Origin of the sequence: Pseudoxanthomonas sp. PXM02 (assembly GCF_014851805.1) — a bacterium.
Lineage (GTDB): Bacteria > Pseudomonadota > Gammaproteobacteria > Xanthomonadales > Xanthomonadaceae > Pseudoxanthomonas_A.
Genome location: NZ_JACVAK010000002.1, coordinates 1137591 through 1150671, shown reverse-complemented (window position 1 = coordinate 1150671; position 13081 = coordinate 1137591). Strand labels below are relative to the sequence as shown.

General features: G+C 63.9%; 19 protein-coding genes. 8 read left to right on the top strand and 11 right to left on the bottom strand.

All coding sequences use genetic code 11. From position 1 onward, the window contains the following. Window positions 1-135: 135 nt before the first annotated feature. The 6 genes from IB225_RS14115 (at window position 136) to IB225_RS14090 (ending at window position 3618) form a co-directional block, all read left to right on the top strand. A complete protein-coding gene (locus IB225_RS14115; protein ID WP_192311830.1) occupies window positions 136-483 on the top strand; it encodes a hypothetical protein in 348 nt (115 codons plus the stop codon). A gap of 64 nt (window positions 484-547) precedes the next feature. Next, window positions 548-907, top strand: coding sequence for a hypothetical protein (locus tag IB225_RS14110; RefSeq protein WP_192311829.1), 360 nt, complete (start codon window positions 548-550; stop codon window positions 905-907). Between the two features lie 65 nt (window positions 908-972). Continuing rightward, window positions 973-1404, top strand: coding sequence for a hypothetical protein (locus IB225_RS14105; RefSeq protein ID WP_192311828.1), 432 nt, complete (start codon window positions 973-975; stop codon window positions 1402-1404). A gap of 758 nt (window positions 1405-2162) precedes the next feature. Next, window positions 2163-2408, top strand: a complete 246-nt coding sequence (locus tag IB225_RS14100) for a hypothetical protein (RefSeq protein WP_192311827.1) — start codon at window positions 2163-2165, stop codon at window positions 2406-2408. A 119-nt stretch (window positions 2409-2527) separates the two neighbouring features. Further along, window positions 2528-2746, top strand: a complete 219-nt coding sequence (locus IB225_RS14095) for a hypothetical protein (protein ID WP_192311826.1) — start codon at window positions 2528-2530, stop codon at window positions 2744-2746. Between the two features lie 443 nt (window positions 2747-3189). Further along, a complete protein-coding gene (locus IB225_RS14090) occupies window positions 3190-3618 on the top strand; it encodes a hypothetical protein (RefSeq protein ID WP_192311825.1) in 429 nt (142 codons plus the stop codon). 35 nt (window positions 3619-3653) lie between these two features. Here the strand turns inward: IB225_RS14090 and lolD are convergent, their stop codons facing one another. The 10 genes from lolD to IB225_RS14040 are packed head-to-tail and all read right to left on the bottom strand — an operon-like array spanning window position 3654 to window position 10306. Continuing rightward, a complete protein-coding gene (gene lolD / locus IB225_RS14085) occupies window positions 3654-4361 on the bottom strand; it encodes a lipoprotein-releasing ABC transporter ATP-binding protein LolD (protein WP_192311824.1) in 708 nt (235 codons plus the stop codon). After that, on the bottom strand, window positions 4354-5601 hold the full coding sequence (locus tag IB225_RS14080; protein WP_192311823.1) for a lipoprotein-releasing ABC transporter permease subunit: 1248 nt from the start codon (window positions 5599-5601) through the stop codon (window positions 4354-4356). The genes lolD and IB225_RS14080 overlap by 8 nt, the downstream gene beginning before the upstream one ends. Window positions 5602-5605: 4 nt before the next feature. Next, window positions 5606-6061, bottom strand: a complete 456-nt coding sequence (locus tag IB225_RS14075; RefSeq protein ID WP_192311822.1) for a hypothetical protein — start codon at window positions 6059-6061, stop codon at window positions 5606-5608. Next, window positions 6012-6260: a succinate dehydrogenase assembly factor 2 gene (locus IB225_RS14070; protein WP_192311821.1), complete on the bottom strand. Its 249-nt coding sequence runs from the start codon at window positions 6258-6260 to the stop codon at window positions 6012-6014. The genes IB225_RS14075 and IB225_RS14070 overlap by 50 nt, the downstream gene beginning before the upstream one ends. Then, the gene (locus tag IB225_RS14065) at window positions 6257-6688 is read right to left on the bottom strand and encodes an MAPEG family protein (RefSeq protein WP_192311820.1); all 432 of its coding nucleotides are present in this window, start codon (window positions 6686-6688) and stop codon (window positions 6257-6259) included. Before IB225_RS14065 ends, IB225_RS14070 begins: the two co-directional genes overlap by 4 nt. A gap of 4 nt (window positions 6689-6692) precedes the next feature. Continuing rightward, a complete protein-coding gene (locus IB225_RS14060; protein WP_192311819.1) occupies window positions 6693-7475 on the bottom strand; it encodes a succinate dehydrogenase iron-sulfur subunit in 783 nt (260 codons plus the stop codon). A gap of 17 nt (window positions 7476-7492) precedes the next feature. Then, complete coding sequence (sdhA, locus tag IB225_RS14055; RefSeq protein ID WP_192311818.1) at window positions 7493-9283, bottom strand: succinate dehydrogenase flavoprotein subunit; 1791 nt, start codon at window positions 9281-9283, stop codon at window positions 7493-7495. A gap of 5 nt (window positions 9284-9288) precedes the next feature. Beyond that, entirely contained in the window at window positions 9289-9672 is a 384-nt protein-coding gene (sdhD, locus tag IB225_RS14050) for a succinate dehydrogenase, hydrophobic membrane anchor protein (RefSeq protein ID WP_192311817.1), read from the bottom strand. Continuing rightward, on the bottom strand, window positions 9669-10061 hold the full coding sequence (gene sdhC, locus IB225_RS14045) for a succinate dehydrogenase, cytochrome b556 subunit (protein WP_192311816.1): 393 nt from the start codon (window positions 10059-10061) through the stop codon (window positions 9669-9671). The genes sdhD and sdhC overlap by 4 nt, the downstream gene beginning before the upstream one ends. 59 nt (window positions 10062-10120) lie before the next feature. Further along, window positions 10121-10306 (bottom strand): DUF1674 domain-containing protein, encoded by a 186-nt coding sequence (locus tag IB225_RS14040; RefSeq protein ID WP_192311815.1) that lies wholly within the window; start codon window positions 10304-10306, stop codon window positions 10121-10123. Window positions 10307-10345: 39 nt separating this feature from the next. Here IB225_RS14040 and IB225_RS14035 point away from each other — a divergent pair, with 39 nt between their 5' ends. Continuing rightward, window positions 10346-11209, top strand: a complete 864-nt coding sequence (locus tag IB225_RS14035) for a folate-binding protein YgfZ (protein WP_192311814.1) — start codon at window positions 10346-10348, stop codon at window positions 11207-11209. A gap of 86 nt (window positions 11210-11295) precedes the next feature. Continuing rightward, window positions 11296-12528 (top strand): 5-demethoxyubiquinol-8 5-hydroxylase UbiM, encoded by a 1233-nt coding sequence (gene ubiM / locus IB225_RS14030; protein ID WP_192311813.1) that lies wholly within the window; start codon window positions 11296-11298, stop codon window positions 12526-12528. A gap of 3 nt (window positions 12529-12531) precedes the next feature. Here ubiM and IB225_RS14025 read toward each other — a convergent pair whose 3' ends face one another. Continuing rightward, window positions 12532-13074, bottom strand: a complete 543-nt coding sequence (locus tag IB225_RS14025) for an NADPH-dependent FMN reductase (RefSeq protein ID WP_192311812.1) — start codon at window positions 13072-13074, stop codon at window positions 12532-12534. Window positions 13075-13081: the final 7 nt, after the last annotated feature.

Sequence of the window (13081 nt, the reverse complement as noted above, 5' to 3'; positions counted from 1 at the left end):
ACATATCGCAATCTGCAACCGGACAGTCCAGAGTTTACGGGGTGCAAGCCCAAGCGGCGGACGGGCGACACCTAACAATTCATTCAAGCCGAACCCGCTTCGCGGGTCGGCTTAATTCAGGCGTTAGGCCCCGCGATGAATCTCGAAGAGTTAGGACAGAAAATTCGCGCCGTATCAGCTGATCCTGCGGTACAGGGCGTGGCAGATCAGCTCGCGGCCTGGAAAGACAGTCCGGCTACGGCCGACGAGCTTTCCATGACAATGGAGCGCTACATCGGCAACGTCTGGATCGGCTCCGACAGCGATCACCAGCAGGTTCTTACACTGTGGTCTGCGTTCCAGAAAAGCTCGATTGAGGTCATTCGCGGCATGACAATGAATGAAAGGCTCTATTCGTTTAGCTTGCTTGATCGGTTCGAATCGCTGCAAAGTGATGGTGATAGGCAGGCCTTGTACGCCAAGCTCCTTGCGGGCGTGGCCTAACAATTCATTCAAGCCGAACCCGCTTCGCGGGTCGGCTTAATTCAGGCGTTAGGGCTCAAACCATATGTCAGCGCTTCTCATTGCAACGCTCCTACAGCTCGCTTCTAGCGACATCTCGATCGAGCAAGCTGAGGCACTTGCTAGGCGTGATGAGGCAACCTTGCACGGCGAGGAGGAGTCTGACTTCTTCGATAAACAAGGTAACGCCATGGGCAAGGCCCTTGCTAACTGCGGCGTAAAGGAAGCTCGAGAAGCATCTGGTCTCAAGGTAGTAATGAGGCTCGACGTCCATGGGCGTGTCGCACAAACATGGCTCAACAAACCAAGCGTTCTCGGACAATGCTTTGAGCGTGAGCTTCAGTCGGCAACCTTCCCAACTGGTGGACGCGCTGGGTTCTACACATTCATTGGGTTCACCTTTTGAGCCCTAACAATTCATTCAAGCCGACGCCGCTTCACGGCGCGGCTTAATTCAGGCGTTAGGTGCCTATGGTTACACCCCGCGATCTTCAAGGAGTTGATGCTGCGTGGCTCGCCATTGATGCCATTGGGCAAGTAGCAATCTTTACAACCGGCGGCGAGGGGCCGATTCCAACCACAGCGCTCGTCTCCGCACATGCCGTCGAGGAGCTTGTCCTTTCATTGCCGGAAGTATCCAGCGTGGATCTGCTCGTGACTCTTTCTCGGCCGGACGACTTTGTGACCCTCTCCAAGCGAGGTCTCTTTGCCTATGACTGGTCTGACGTCCATCGCACTACCCGGCAGTACTTAGGCGGGTACGAGTTGCAGAGTCGCCCGAAGACCCCACTAGGTCTTTCCGATCTTCCCGGTCCGCTGCGGGCCCTGGCTGCAGCAACCCAGCTCTCCGGTGTAATGTTTGGTACGTCCATCGTGGTGCCGGGCAATCTGGTTGGCACCTAACAATTCATTCAAGCCGAACCCGCTTCGCGGGTCGGCTTAACTAAGGTGTTAGGACTCAATGACAATTCGCGAGCAGTTGCGGCGCAAGAAGCGGATCTGGCTAGGATTTGCGTCAGTATCAGTAGCGTTCGTGGTGATACCGCTGCTGGTCACTAGCCAAGCCATACTTGGCTGGCGCCAATGGACAGCGCTCGCGGGCTTCTGTGGCATCGCCATCTCCGGCCTGGCGCTAATGTGGAGTATTCGCTGCCCGCGCTGCTCAAATCGAATCGAGTGGTCGTTGCCGCTTAAGCCAATGCTGGGCAGGCAGAAAATTGACTACTGTCCATTCTGTGGGGTGAGCCTGGATGCGGCAGTTGAGCCCTAACAATTCATTCAAGCCGAACCCGCTTCGCGGGCCGGGTTAACTCAGGCGTTAGGCCCCAATGGCGACAGCAACGCAAACTGCAGCGGAGATCCAACGATCTCGTTTGGTTGTTTATGCCGCGTTGCAAAGACCGCGAGACTTTACTGGCTCTGGATACGATGGCTGCCGAACCAAACCGTTGGCCCGAGGGGCACGATTTGTTCCATAAGAGCGGACTCCCAGCACCCTTTGACAAGGATTCACCGGATTGGATTCGTCCCAATGCGCTAGCATTGGCCCAGGCCTTGGGCAGTCCCGATCTTGATTCGGCCGTCAGGCTTGGGGCCTAACAATTCATTCAAGCCGAACCCGCTTCGCGGGTCGGCTTAATTCAGGCGTTAGCAGTCACTCAATGAAGATCACCGGTTACAGCGAAAACGGACTTACGCCGGAAGACGTTCAACACCTGGATCTCGCAGAGATCACGATCACCGCTGCGCCGGACGAAATCCGGAAGTTGTCGGCATTCCTTGCTGCAACTGCGGACAAGATGGAGCAAATGGGTGCGGCCTGCGGCCATGAGCATTTGGCTGACCGGCAGCAAGGATTTGAGCAATCTCCGCATGTCACTGTCTTCAGTTCGATCTCAGACGCGTGACTGCTAACAATTCGTTCAAGCCGAACCTGCTTCGTGGCGGCTCTGTGCGCTCGGCACTACGCTAGCGCCTATCGCCGGCCACTTACGCAGGCCGGCTTAGCTCAGGCGTTAGGTGTGCAATGACAACTCCAATCATCAAAGAGCAAGATCCAGAGTTGCTGGCGGCGTTGCCTCTGGGCGAGCTCAACCATGAGATTGGCCGTTGCCTTTGGGGCTACGAGAACGGCGGTACATCTCAGGGCCGAAAGTCATTCTTCAAGCGTCTGGTTATGCTGGAAGGGATCAGGGAGCAGGCTCATGGCATTCCTGCAAAGCGGCGAGCGTTTCGAGCAAGGTGAGGCAACAGCCGTGGCCTACGGACACAGAACACCTAACAATTCGTTAAAGCCGACGCCGCTTCGCGGCGCGGCTTAATTCAGGCGTCAAGACCCATCGTTGAGTCTTTTCGATCCACCGTTGCGTCTTTTACGACCTCTCTTCTCACACTAAGACCCAACGTTGCGTCTTTTCGATCCATCGTTGGGTCTTTTTCGCCCTCTCTTCTCTCATTAAGACTCAACGTTGCATCTTTTCGATCCATCGTTGGATCTCTTTCGCCCTCTCTTCTCTCATTAAGACCCAACGTTGCGTCTTTTTGATCGAACGTTGGATGTTTTCCGGTGTCGCGGCACCCGGGGCACCGGATCGCGCCCGGCCGGACCCGGGGTGTCACCCCGCCGCGACCGCACCACCGCGGCCATCAGGCGTAAGATCCGCCCACACACACGCGGGGAGCCGTGCCATGACCATCATCCTGCGCAACATCGCGGCCGTCATCGCCGGCCTGGTCCTCGGCAGCCTGGCCAACATGGCGATCGTGACCCTGGGTCCGATGCTGATCCCCTCGCCCGCCGGCGCGGACATGACCACCGCCGAAGGCCTGCGACAGGCCATGCCCCTGCTGCAGCCCAAGCACTTCATCGCCCCCTTCCTTGCCCATGCACTGGGTACGCTGGTCGGCGCACTGGCGGCGTACTGGATCGCCGGCAGCCGCAAGACGCTGTTCGCCTGGGTGATTGGCGTCCTGTTCCTGTGCGGCGGCATCGCAGCCAGCGCGATGATCCCCGCACCGGTCTGGTTCAAGGCCGTCGACGTGCTGTTCGCCTACCTGCCGATGGCGTGGCTGGCGACGGTGATCGGCGCCCGCACGCAGCGTCCCCGTTCTGCCTGATGACACACGGCGGCGCCTGATCGCGCCGCCGTCGCTCAGACCGCGTCGTGCGCGAGTTCGCGCAGCTTGCCTTCGTGCAGTTCCAGCACGCGGTCCAACCGGCGTGCGAGGCGGCGGTCGTGGGTCACCAGCACCAGGCTGGTCTTCTGCGCACGATTGAGTTCGAGCATCAGATCGAACACTGTCGCCGCGGTCTTCTCATCCAGGTTGCCGGTGGGCTCGTCGCCCAGCACGCACGCGGGCTGGTTGACCAGCGCGCGCGCCACCGCGGCACGCTGGCGCTCGCCACCCGAGAGTTCACCTGGCTTGTGCGCCAGGCGGTGGCCCAGACCAACCGATTCCAGCAACGCCTTCGCCCTGCCGGATGCTGCCTCCGCACCGCTGCCGCCGAGCATCACCGGCATCATGACGTTCTCGAGCGCGGTGAATTCGGGCAGCAGGTGATGAAACTGGTAGACGAAACCGAGCGACTTGTTGCGCAACTGGCCGCGCGCGGCATCGGACAGCGACGACATCTTCTGCCCGGCGACGTAGACCTCGCCTGAGGTCGGCGTATCAAGCCCACCGAGCAGGTGCAGCAGCGTGCTCTTGCCGGCACCGGACGCACCGACGATGGCAACGGTTTCTCCCGGCTGCACGTTGAGTTCCAGCCCATCGAAGACCGGCGTACGCAGCTTGCCTTCGGCGTAGGTCTTGCCCAGCGCTTCGGCATGGACGACGGCGGAACGGATGACCTCATTCATAGCGCAGCGCCTCCGCGGGCTGGGTGCGGGCGGCGCGCCACGCCGGATACAGCGTGGCCAGGAAGCTCATCGTCAAAGCCACGGCCGCGATCGTGACGACTTCGCTGCCACTCAATTCGTAAGGCAGGCCGGTGATGTAGTACACATCCGGCGGCAACAGCGTCACCTTGAACACGGCTTCGATGGCCGCGAGGATGTACTCCAGGTTAATTGTCAGCAGGATGCCGCCGACCACGCCCAGCACCGTACCCATCACACCGATCAGCACGCCCTGCACCATGAACACCTGCATCACGCCACGCGGCGTCAGGCCCAGCGTGCGCAGGATGGCGATGTCCGCCTGCTTGTCGGTCACCAGCATCACCTGCGAGTTCACCAGCGAGAACGCGCCCATCAAGATGATGAAGGACAGCAGGATGCCCATCACCGTCTTTTCCATCTTCAGCGAGTGGTAGAGGTTGGCGTTCTCGCTGGTCCAGTCGCTGATGCGGTACGGACCCTGCAGACGCAGCGCGAGGTCGCGCGCGACATCCCAGGACTGGTACATGTCGTGCAGCTTCAGCCGCACGCCGGTGACGCCCTCGCCCATCCGCAGCACGCGCTGCAGGTCGCCCATGTGCACCAGCGCCAGGTTGCGGTCGACGTCGTTGTGGCCGACCGAGAAGATGCCGCTGACGGTGAAGCGCTTGATCTTGGGCATTGCGCCCATCGGCGTGCCCTGGAAGTCGCCGGCCGTCACGACGACGCTGTCGCCGACGCCGACGCGCAGCCACGCGGCCAGTTCCTGTCCGAGCAGGATGTGGAACTCACCCGGCTGCAATGAGTCCAGCTTGCCGGCCTTCATCTTGTCGCCGATCACCGAGACCTTCGGCTCTTCGCCCGGCAGGATGCCGGTCACCAGCGCGCCCTGCGGATCGGCGTTGCCGGTCAGCATGGCCTGTACGTTGATGAAAGGCGCTGCGCCGGAGACGCGCGGATCGTCCATGGCGATCTTCGTCGCGTGCGGCCAGTCGTGCATGGCTTCGCCTGCCCCCATGACGGTGGCGTGCGCGGTGGCCTGCAGCAGGCGGTCGCGGATCTCGCGCTGGAACCCGCTCATCACGGAGAGCGTGGTGATCAGGATCATCACGCCCAGCGCGATGCCGACCACCGATGCGAGCGAAATGAAGGAGATGAAACCGTTGCGGCGCTTGGCGCGGAGATAGCGCAGGCCGATGGCGACGGGGATGGGTTTGAACATGGGCCTATGGTGCCCGATCCCTCCGATCCCGCCCAGCGTCCCCGTCGCCCGCAGCAAGCCGGAGTTCACGCCGCTGCGCGGCCGGCAGCGTGTCCGGCCACCAGGCTGCGTGGTACCAACGTCCACCGGCACGCGCGCGCCAGCGCAGGAAGGCCAACGGACCCCGCCAGTGCAGCCGTACGTCGAACATCGGCTGGCCGTCGACGGTGGGTGGGCGGTCGTTGCAGGGAAACCAGAAGGCCGGGCGCGGGCTCTTCCCTTCCCTGTGTGCCCGCCACGCACCATAAGCAAGCGCCGTGGCGGCGATGGGCCAGGCGAACAGGCGGGGCATCTCGCTGGCCAGCACCGATACGGCCGCCAGTACACCCAGCACGATCAGAAGTGCCTGCAGCAACCGCGACGGCTGCCACTCAAGCCGGCAGTTGACGGATCCGTTCGACCAGCGCGGCGAGTTCCGCATCGGGACAGTGCTCGTAGCCCATGAACCAGCGCCAGAGCTTATCGTCCTCGCAATCGAGGAGCCGTAGGAAAACCACGCGCTGCGCCTCGGATTCCGTCGCCCAGCAGCGATCGAGATAACGGCCGAACAACTGGTCCAGTTCCCGCATGCCGCGGCGGCACCGCCAGCGGATTCGCTTGAGCTCGGGATCGTCGGTCATGCCGCGGCCAAGGCCAGCGCCAGCCGCACCCAGAACGCGATCAGCACCAGCGTCGCCAGCGCATAGGCCACGAAGCGCGTCATGACGTGGTTGTAGCTGCAGTGGACGACGCTGTGCACCGCACGCAGGCCGACGAAGGCCCAGGCCAGTGCGAGCGAAACGGCATCCGACACGCCGATCTGCGCAGCCAGCAGGATGCCGGCGTAGAACAGCACCGGCAGTTCGAACAGGTTGCGGAAGTTGTCCGACGCACGCGTGTCGACCAGCAGGCGGACCGAATCGGCCGCGTTGGCCAGGTCCTGCGCATCGATGCGCTTGCGCGCCATTTCGCCCAGCCGCAGGTGGTACAGCCTGACCCACACGAGGAAGGTCAGGCCGGCCATCGCCACGGCCGGCCAGAGGATCGCGGTGGCGGATGCGTCGGTCATGCCGTCAGGCGCGTCGCGCCATCATGAGCTTCTTGATCTCGGCGATCGCCAGCGCCGGGTTCAGGCCCTTCGGGCAGGTGCGCGCGCAGTTCATGATGGTGTGGCAGCGGTACAGCTTGAACGGATCTTCCAGATCGTCCAGCCGGGCACCGGTGTCCTCGTCGCGCGAGTCGATGATCCAGCGGTAGGCCTGCAGCAGGATCGCCGGGCCCAGGTAACGCTCGCCGTTCCACCAGTAGCTGGGGCAGCTGGTCGAGCAGCAGGCGCACAGGATGCACTCGTACAGGCCGTCCAGCTTCTTGCGGTCTTCCGGCGACTGCAGGCGCTCGCGGTCCGGCGGTGCCGGGGTCTGCGTGCGGATCCACGGCTTGATCGACGCGTACTGCGCGTAGAAGTGGGTAAGGTCCGGTACCAGGTCCTTCACCACGTCCATGTGCGGCAGCGGATAGATCGGCACTTCCGCCTTGGTGCAGTCGCCGATGGCCTTGGTGCAGGCCAGCGTGTTGGTGCCGTCGATGTTCATCGCGCACGAACCGCAGATGCCCTCGCGGCACGAGCGACGGAACGTCAGCGTGGGATCGATCTCGTTCTTGATCTTGATCAGCGCGTCCAGGACCATCGGACCGCACTTCTCAAGATCGATCTCGTAAGTGTCGGTGCGCGGATTGGCGCCGTCGTCCGGGTTCCAGCGGTACACCTTGAAGGTGCGCACGCTCTTGGCGCCCTTCGCGGGGAAGTGCTTGCCCTTGGTGACGCGCGAGTTCTTCGGGAGTGAAAATTCGGCCATGTGTCAGGTCTCCCGGCTCAGTAAACGCGTGGCTTGGGCGGCACCACATCCACGTCCTTGCTGAGCGTGTACATGTGCACAGGGCGGAAATCGAAGCTGCACTTGCCGTCGTCGGCGACATTGACCAGCGTGTGCTTCTGCCAGTTGACGTCGTCGCGCTCCGGGAAGTCCTCGTGCGCGTGCGCGCCGCGGCTCTCGTGGCGCTGTTCGGCCGAGTTGATCGTGGCGACGGCGCTGAGCAGCAGGTTGTGCAGCTCGTAGGTCTCGATCAGGTCCGAGTTCCAGATCAGCGAACGATCGCTGACCTTGACGTCCTGGAAGCTGGAGAAGATGTCGGCCATCTTGTCGCAGCCTTCCTTCAGCGTCTTGCTGGTACGGAAGACGGCGGCGTCGGCCTGCATCGTGCGCTGCATGTTGTCGCGGATCACCGAGGTCGGCGTGTCGCCATTCGCGTTGCGCAGCTTGTCCAGATGCGACAGCGCCTTGTCGCAGGCGTCGCCGGCCAGCGGCTTGTGCGACGCGCCGCTCTTGATGGTTTCGGCGCAGCGGTTGGCCACCGCGCGGCCGAACACCACCAGGTCGAGCAGCGAGTTGGAGCCCAGACGGTTGGCGCCATGCACCGACACGCAGGCCGCTTCGCCGATCGCATACAGGCCGGGCACCACGGCATCCGGGTTGTCGCCGACCTTGCGCACGACTTCACCGTGGTAGTTGGTCGGGATGCCGCCCATGTTGTAGTGCACGGTCGGGATGACCGGTATCGGCTGCTTGGTCACGTCCACGCCTGCGAAGATGTGGGCGCTCTCGGCGATGCCGGGCAGCTTCTCGTTGATGACTTCCGGGCCCAGGTGGGTCAGGTCGAGCAGGATGTGGTCCTTGTGCTCGCCGACGCCGCGGCCTTCACGGATCTCGATGGTCATCGAGCGGCTGACCACGTCGCGCGAGGCCAGATCCTTGTAGTGCGGTGCGTAGCGCTCCATGAAGCGCTCGCCATTGCTGTTGCGCAGGATGCCGCCTTCACCGCGGACGCCCTCGGTGATCAGGCAGCCCGCACCGTAAATACCGGTCGGGTGGAACTGCACGAATTCCATGTCCTGCATCGGCAGGCCGGCGCGCATCACCATGCCGCCACCGTCGCCGGTGCAGGTATGGGCGGACGTCGCCGAGAAGTACGCGCGGCCGTAGCCACCCGTCGCCAGCACCACGCCATGGGCGCGGAACAGGTGCAGCGTGCCGGTGGCCATGTCCAGGGCGAGCACGCCGCGGCAGGCACCCTCTTCGTCGAAGATCAGGTCCAGCGCGAAGTACTCGACCATGAAGCGCGCGTCATGCGCCAGCGACTGCTGGTACAGCGTGTGCAGCATGGCGTGGCCGGTACGGTCGGCGGCCGCGCAGGTACGCTGCGCCGGCGGGCCTTCGCCGTACTTGGTGGTCATGCCACCGAACGGGCGCTGGTAGATCTTGCCTTCTTCGGTGCGCGAAAACGGCACACCGTAGTGCTCCAGCTCGATGATGGCCGGGATGGCCTCGCGGCACATGTACTCGATGGCGTCCTGGTCGCCCAGCCAGTCCGAACCCTTGATGGTGTCGTAGAAGTGGTAGCGCCAGTCGTCTTCGCCCATGTTGCCCAGCGCGGCGGAGATGCCGCCCTGCGCCGCCACGGTGTGCGAGCGGGTCGGAAAGACCTTGGTCAGGCAGACGGTCTGCAGGCCCTTGGCGGCCAGGCCGAAGGTCGCGCGCAGGCCGGCACCGCCGGCGCCCACCACGACCATGTCGTACTTGTGTTCGGTGATCTTGTAAGCGGACATGTTGCTCAATTCCCCAACGCGATGCGGGCCACGGCGAAGACGCTCACGATGGCGCCCAGCACGGCAATGAACTTGACGGTGGTCTGCACCGCAAGGGCGAGCAGCGAGTTGTGTACGTAGTCTTCCAGCACGACCTGCAGGCCGAGCTGGGCGTGCCAGAACATGGCTACCAGGAAGCCGACCAGCAGCATGGCGTTCCACGGCTTGGCGATGGCGGCGGTGGCGGTGACGTAATCGGCACCGGCCAGGCTCAGCACGAATACCAGGAACCAGATCGTCAGCGCCACCAGCGCGGTGGCGGTCAGGCGCTGGTGGACGAAATGCTCGGTGCCGGTCTTGGCCGAACCCAGGCCGCGCGCATTCTTGATGGGGGTACGGAACTTGCTCACGCGCCACCTCCCAGCAGCACATAGGCCCACACCAGCGCAGTGATGACCAGGCTGCCGATCACCGACATCCAACTGGTGCGCACGAACGTGGCGATGCGGTAGCCGATGGCGAAGTCCTGCACGATGTGGCGGAGGCCGTTGCACAGGTGGTAGGCGAAGGCCCATGTCCAGCCGAACAGGAACAGCTGGCCATACCAGGCGCCCGCAAGGTCGGTGACGCAGTTCCAGGCATCCGGGCCGATCATCAGGGCCACCAGGCCCGCCGTGATCAGCAGGGCGCCGCCGGCGAGGATGATGCCCGTGGCACGGTGCAGGATGGACGTCGCCATCTGGATCTGCCACCGGTAGACCTGGAGATGGGGTGAAAGCGGACGTTGTGGAGTCGCCATTCGTTGCGCTCGTTGTCTCGGCTGGGCGGTCAGACCGCGTTGGCTTTTGGGTGTACTGCTCAGAAATCGATGCAGCGCCCGTTCTTTTCCCAATCCCCGTAACGCGTGGGCTCAGGCCCGTCGCGGCCGCCGATCTCCTTCTGCACGGCCGTTCCTGCTGCCTCTTCGCCGACTGTGGGCGGTGAGGTTTCGGGCGGCTGTGTTCCGGGATCGGGGTCGGGAATCGGGGGAGTTTGACCTATCATGGCGGTCTCGCAACGCACAAAATTTTAATCCCCGCCCCCTTGGCTGACAACCTTTCCCGTACCAGTACGCCGGTTTTCGCCCTGCCCGACCACGCACTGGTGGTGCTGGAAGGCCCGGATGCCGTGGCGTTCGCCCACGCCCAGTTTGCCAACGATGTCGTTTCGCTCGCGCCGGGAAACTGGCAGTGGAATGCGTGGCTGACGCCCAAGGGACGGGTGATCGCGGTGTTCGCGCTCGCCAAGCGCACGGACGGAAGCCTGTGGTTGGTGTTGCCTGATCATCCCGCCGGTCTGTTCGCGGAGACGCTGCGCCGGTTCGTGTTTAGACGAAAGTTGAAGATCGAAGTCCCAACGGACCTCGCTGTCAGCGCCACTTTCTCCGCACCTGCGCGTGCAACGGGCACCGTGCTGGACGAGACGGGTGGCGCGCTCGAACTCGATCTGGGTGGCGACGGCGGCCCGCGTACCTGGCGCATCGGTAATGCCGTCGCCGAGGACCCGGCATCGCAGGCCGCCTGGCAGGTCGCCGACCTGCGCCACGGCCTGCCCCGTCTACCTGCTTCGCAGCGCGAACAATGGACGCCGCAGCAGCTCGCACTGGATCGCTTGGCCGCCTACAGCGTCAAGAAGGGCTGCTATCCCGGCCAGGAAATCGTGGCGCGCACGCACTTCCTCGGCAAGGCGAAGCGGTCGCTGCAGTGTTTCGCCTCTGATAACCCGGTTGCTGACGGTGCCCCCGTGCGCGAGAACGACCGCGAGGTCGGCGAAGTCGTCTGCACCACACCGGACCACGGAGGCAGCGTGCTGCTGGCCGTGATGCCGCTGGAGCATGCGGGCACCGATCTTGTTGCTGATGGCCACCTGCTGACACGGCAGCCTCTGTTGGACGGATTGCGCCGCTGAGCGCTTTCCGTGGGCGATTGATCCACGTCAATGACGCCCGCAAACGCCACCCTAGACTGATCTGTGACCCCGCAGGAGGCACGCGCATGCATCATGACGTCATCATCATCGGCGCTGGACCGGTTGGCCTGTGCCTCGCCAAGGCACTGTGTGATCTCGAACTGAAGGTTGCGCTGGTCGAGCGACAGCCGCGTGCCGCGATCGCCGAACCCGCCTTCGATGGCCGCGAGATCGCGCTGACGCATGCCTCGATGCGGCTGTTGCGCGAGCTTGGTATCTGGCAGCACCTGCCTGAAGACGCCTGTTCGCCGCTGCGCGCGGCTCGCGTGATGGAAGGCGAATGCCTGCACGACATGCGCATCGATGCCGATCTGGCCGGCAAGGCGGAACTGGGCATGCTGGTGCCGAATCACCGCATCCGCGAGGCGGCGTGGAAAGCCGTCTGCGACCTTCCCGGGCTGGACCTGTTTGACGGCGCACGGATCCAGACCGTCCGCACGACCGACGACCACGCCTGCGTCACCCTGGGCGACGGTCTGCGACTGGAAGCACCGTTGCTGGTCGCCGCCGACAGCCGCTTCTCCGAGACACGTCGTGCGATGGGCATCGGCGCGGACCAGTACGATTTCGGCAAGAGCATGCTCGTCTGCCGCATGCATCACGAACAGCCGCACCACGGCGTGGCGTGGGAGTGGTTCGGCCACGGCCAGACGCTTGCGCTGCTGCCGTTGCAGGAACACCTGGCCTCGGTCGTCGTCACCCTGCCCGACAGTGCGGCGAAGCGGTTGGCGGCGCTGGACGTCGACGGCTTCGCGCGCGAGATGGAGCAGCGTTACGGGCATCGCCTGGGTCATATGCGACTGGAGAGCAGTCGCCACGTGTATCCATTGGTTGGCGTCTACGCGCGCCGTTTCGTCGGCCGCCGCTTCGCGCTGGTGGGCGATGCGGCTGTTGGCATGCACCCGGTCACGGCGCATGGTTTCAATCTGGGACTCGGCAGCGTGGAAAGGCTGGCCGACCTCGCGCGTGAAGCGCTTCGTTGTGGCAGCGACATCGGGTGTGCCGAAGGATTGGATCGCTACGAACGCCGGCATCGCCACGGCTCGCGACCGCTGTATCTCGCCACCCGCGCCATCGTGGAGCTCTACACCAACGACGCCGCACCCGCCCGCTTGGTACGCGAAACCGTCCTGCGTGCCGGACGACGGCTCACGCCGTTCCGGCGCGTGCTCGCCCGCACGCTGGCAGACGAACGACCGCTGGACCGGCACCCGCTGCAACGCCTGCGCGATGGCCTGGCGTTGCTCCGCCCGGGCTGAGGATCAGACCAGCCAGGCCTCGAAGCGATCGAGGAACAACTGCAGTCGTTTGCGCAGGCGCTCGTCGGTGATGGCGCCCTCCGCGTCGATCTGACCTTCGCGGTACTGGATGGCGATCTCGGGTTGCGGCAGCACCGCGACATCGACCGCCGCCAGTACATTGCGCAGGTGCTGTTGCGCCGACACCGTGCCGTGCGCGCCCGGCGACGTGCCGATGATCGCGGCCCGCTTGCCACCGAACGAATTGCTGCCGCCCGGCCGCGAGCCGACGTCGATGGCGTTCTTCAGCACGCCCGGGATCGAGCGGTTGTACTCCGGTGTGATAAACAGCAACGCATCGCAGGCTTCCACCTGCTGCTTGAAGCGGACGCCCGCCGCGGGGAAGTCGGCGTCATCGTCCTGATCGTACAGCGGCAGCTCGGCGATGCCGATCTCCTCGAAGGCGAAACGGTCACCCGCCAACGCTTGCACGGCGCGCGCCAGTTGCCGATTGAACGAACCAGCGCGAAGGCTGCCGATGATGAGGCCGATGCGGCGCGTGGACATGTGCGTT

What these genes read in the sequence shown, in the direction of transcription:
- IB225_RS14115 (WP_192311830.1), top strand. Translation starts at nt 136, where the DNA reads ATGAATCTCGAAGAGTTAGGACAGAAAATTCGCGCCGTATCAGCTGAT.
- IB225_RS14110 (WP_192311829.1), top strand. Translation starts at nt 548, where the DNA reads ATGTCAGCGCTTCTCATTGCAACGCTCCTACAGCTCGCTTCTAGCGAC.
- IB225_RS14105 (WP_192311828.1), top strand. Translation starts at nt 973, where the DNA reads ATGGTTACACCCCGCGATCTTCAAGGAGTTGATGCTGCGTGGCTCGCC.
- IB225_RS14100 (WP_192311827.1), top strand. Translation starts at nt 2,163, where the DNA reads ATGAAGATCACCGGTTACAGCGAAAACGGACTTACGCCGGAAGACGTT.
- IB225_RS14095 (WP_192311826.1), top strand. Translation starts at nt 2,528, where the DNA reads ATGACAACTCCAATCATCAAAGAGCAAGATCCAGAGTTGCTGGCGGCG.
- IB225_RS14090 (WP_192311825.1), top strand. Translation starts at nt 3,190, where the DNA reads ATGACCATCATCCTGCGCAACATCGCGGCCGTCATCGCCGGCCTGGTC.
- lolD (WP_192311824.1), bottom strand. Translation starts at nt 4,361, where the DNA reads ATGAATGAGGTCATCCGTTCCGCCGTCGTCCATGCCGAAGCGCTGGGC.
- IB225_RS14080 (WP_192311823.1), bottom strand. Translation starts at nt 5,601, where the DNA reads ATGTTCAAACCCATCCCCGTCGCCATCGGCCTGCGCTATCTCCGCGCC.
- IB225_RS14075 (WP_192311822.1), bottom strand. Translation starts at nt 6,061, where the DNA reads ATGCGGAACTCGCCGCGCTGGTCGAACGGATCCGTCAACTGCCGGCTT.
- IB225_RS14070 (WP_192311821.1), bottom strand. Translation starts at nt 6,260, where the DNA reads ATGACCGACGATCCCGAGCTCAAGCGAATCCGCTGGCGGTGCCGCCGC.
- IB225_RS14065 (WP_192311820.1), bottom strand. Translation starts at nt 6,688, where the DNA reads ATGACCGACGCATCCGCCACCGCGATCCTCTGGCCGGCCGTGGCGATG.
- IB225_RS14060 (WP_192311819.1), bottom strand. Translation starts at nt 7,475, where the DNA reads ATGGCCGAATTTTCACTCCCGAAGAACTCGCGCGTCACCAAGGGCAAG.
- sdhA (WP_192311818.1), bottom strand. Translation starts at nt 9,283, where the DNA reads ATGTCCGCTTACAAGATCACCGAACACAAGTACGACATGGTCGTGGTG.
- sdhC (WP_192311816.1), bottom strand. Translation starts at nt 10,061, where the DNA reads ATGGCGACTCCACAACGTCCGCTTTCACCCCATCTCCAGGTCTACCGG.
- IB225_RS14040 (WP_192311815.1), bottom strand. Translation starts at nt 10,306, where the DNA reads ATGATAGGTCAAACTCCCCCGATTCCCGACCCCGATCCCGGAACACAG.
- ubiM (WP_192311813.1), top strand. Translation starts at nt 11,296, where the DNA reads ATGCATCATGACGTCATCATCATCGGCGCTGGACCGGTTGGCCTGTGC.
- IB225_RS14025 (WP_192311812.1), bottom strand. Translation starts at nt 13,074, where the DNA reads ATGTCCACGCGCCGCATCGGCCTCATCATCGGCAGCCTTCGCGCTGGT.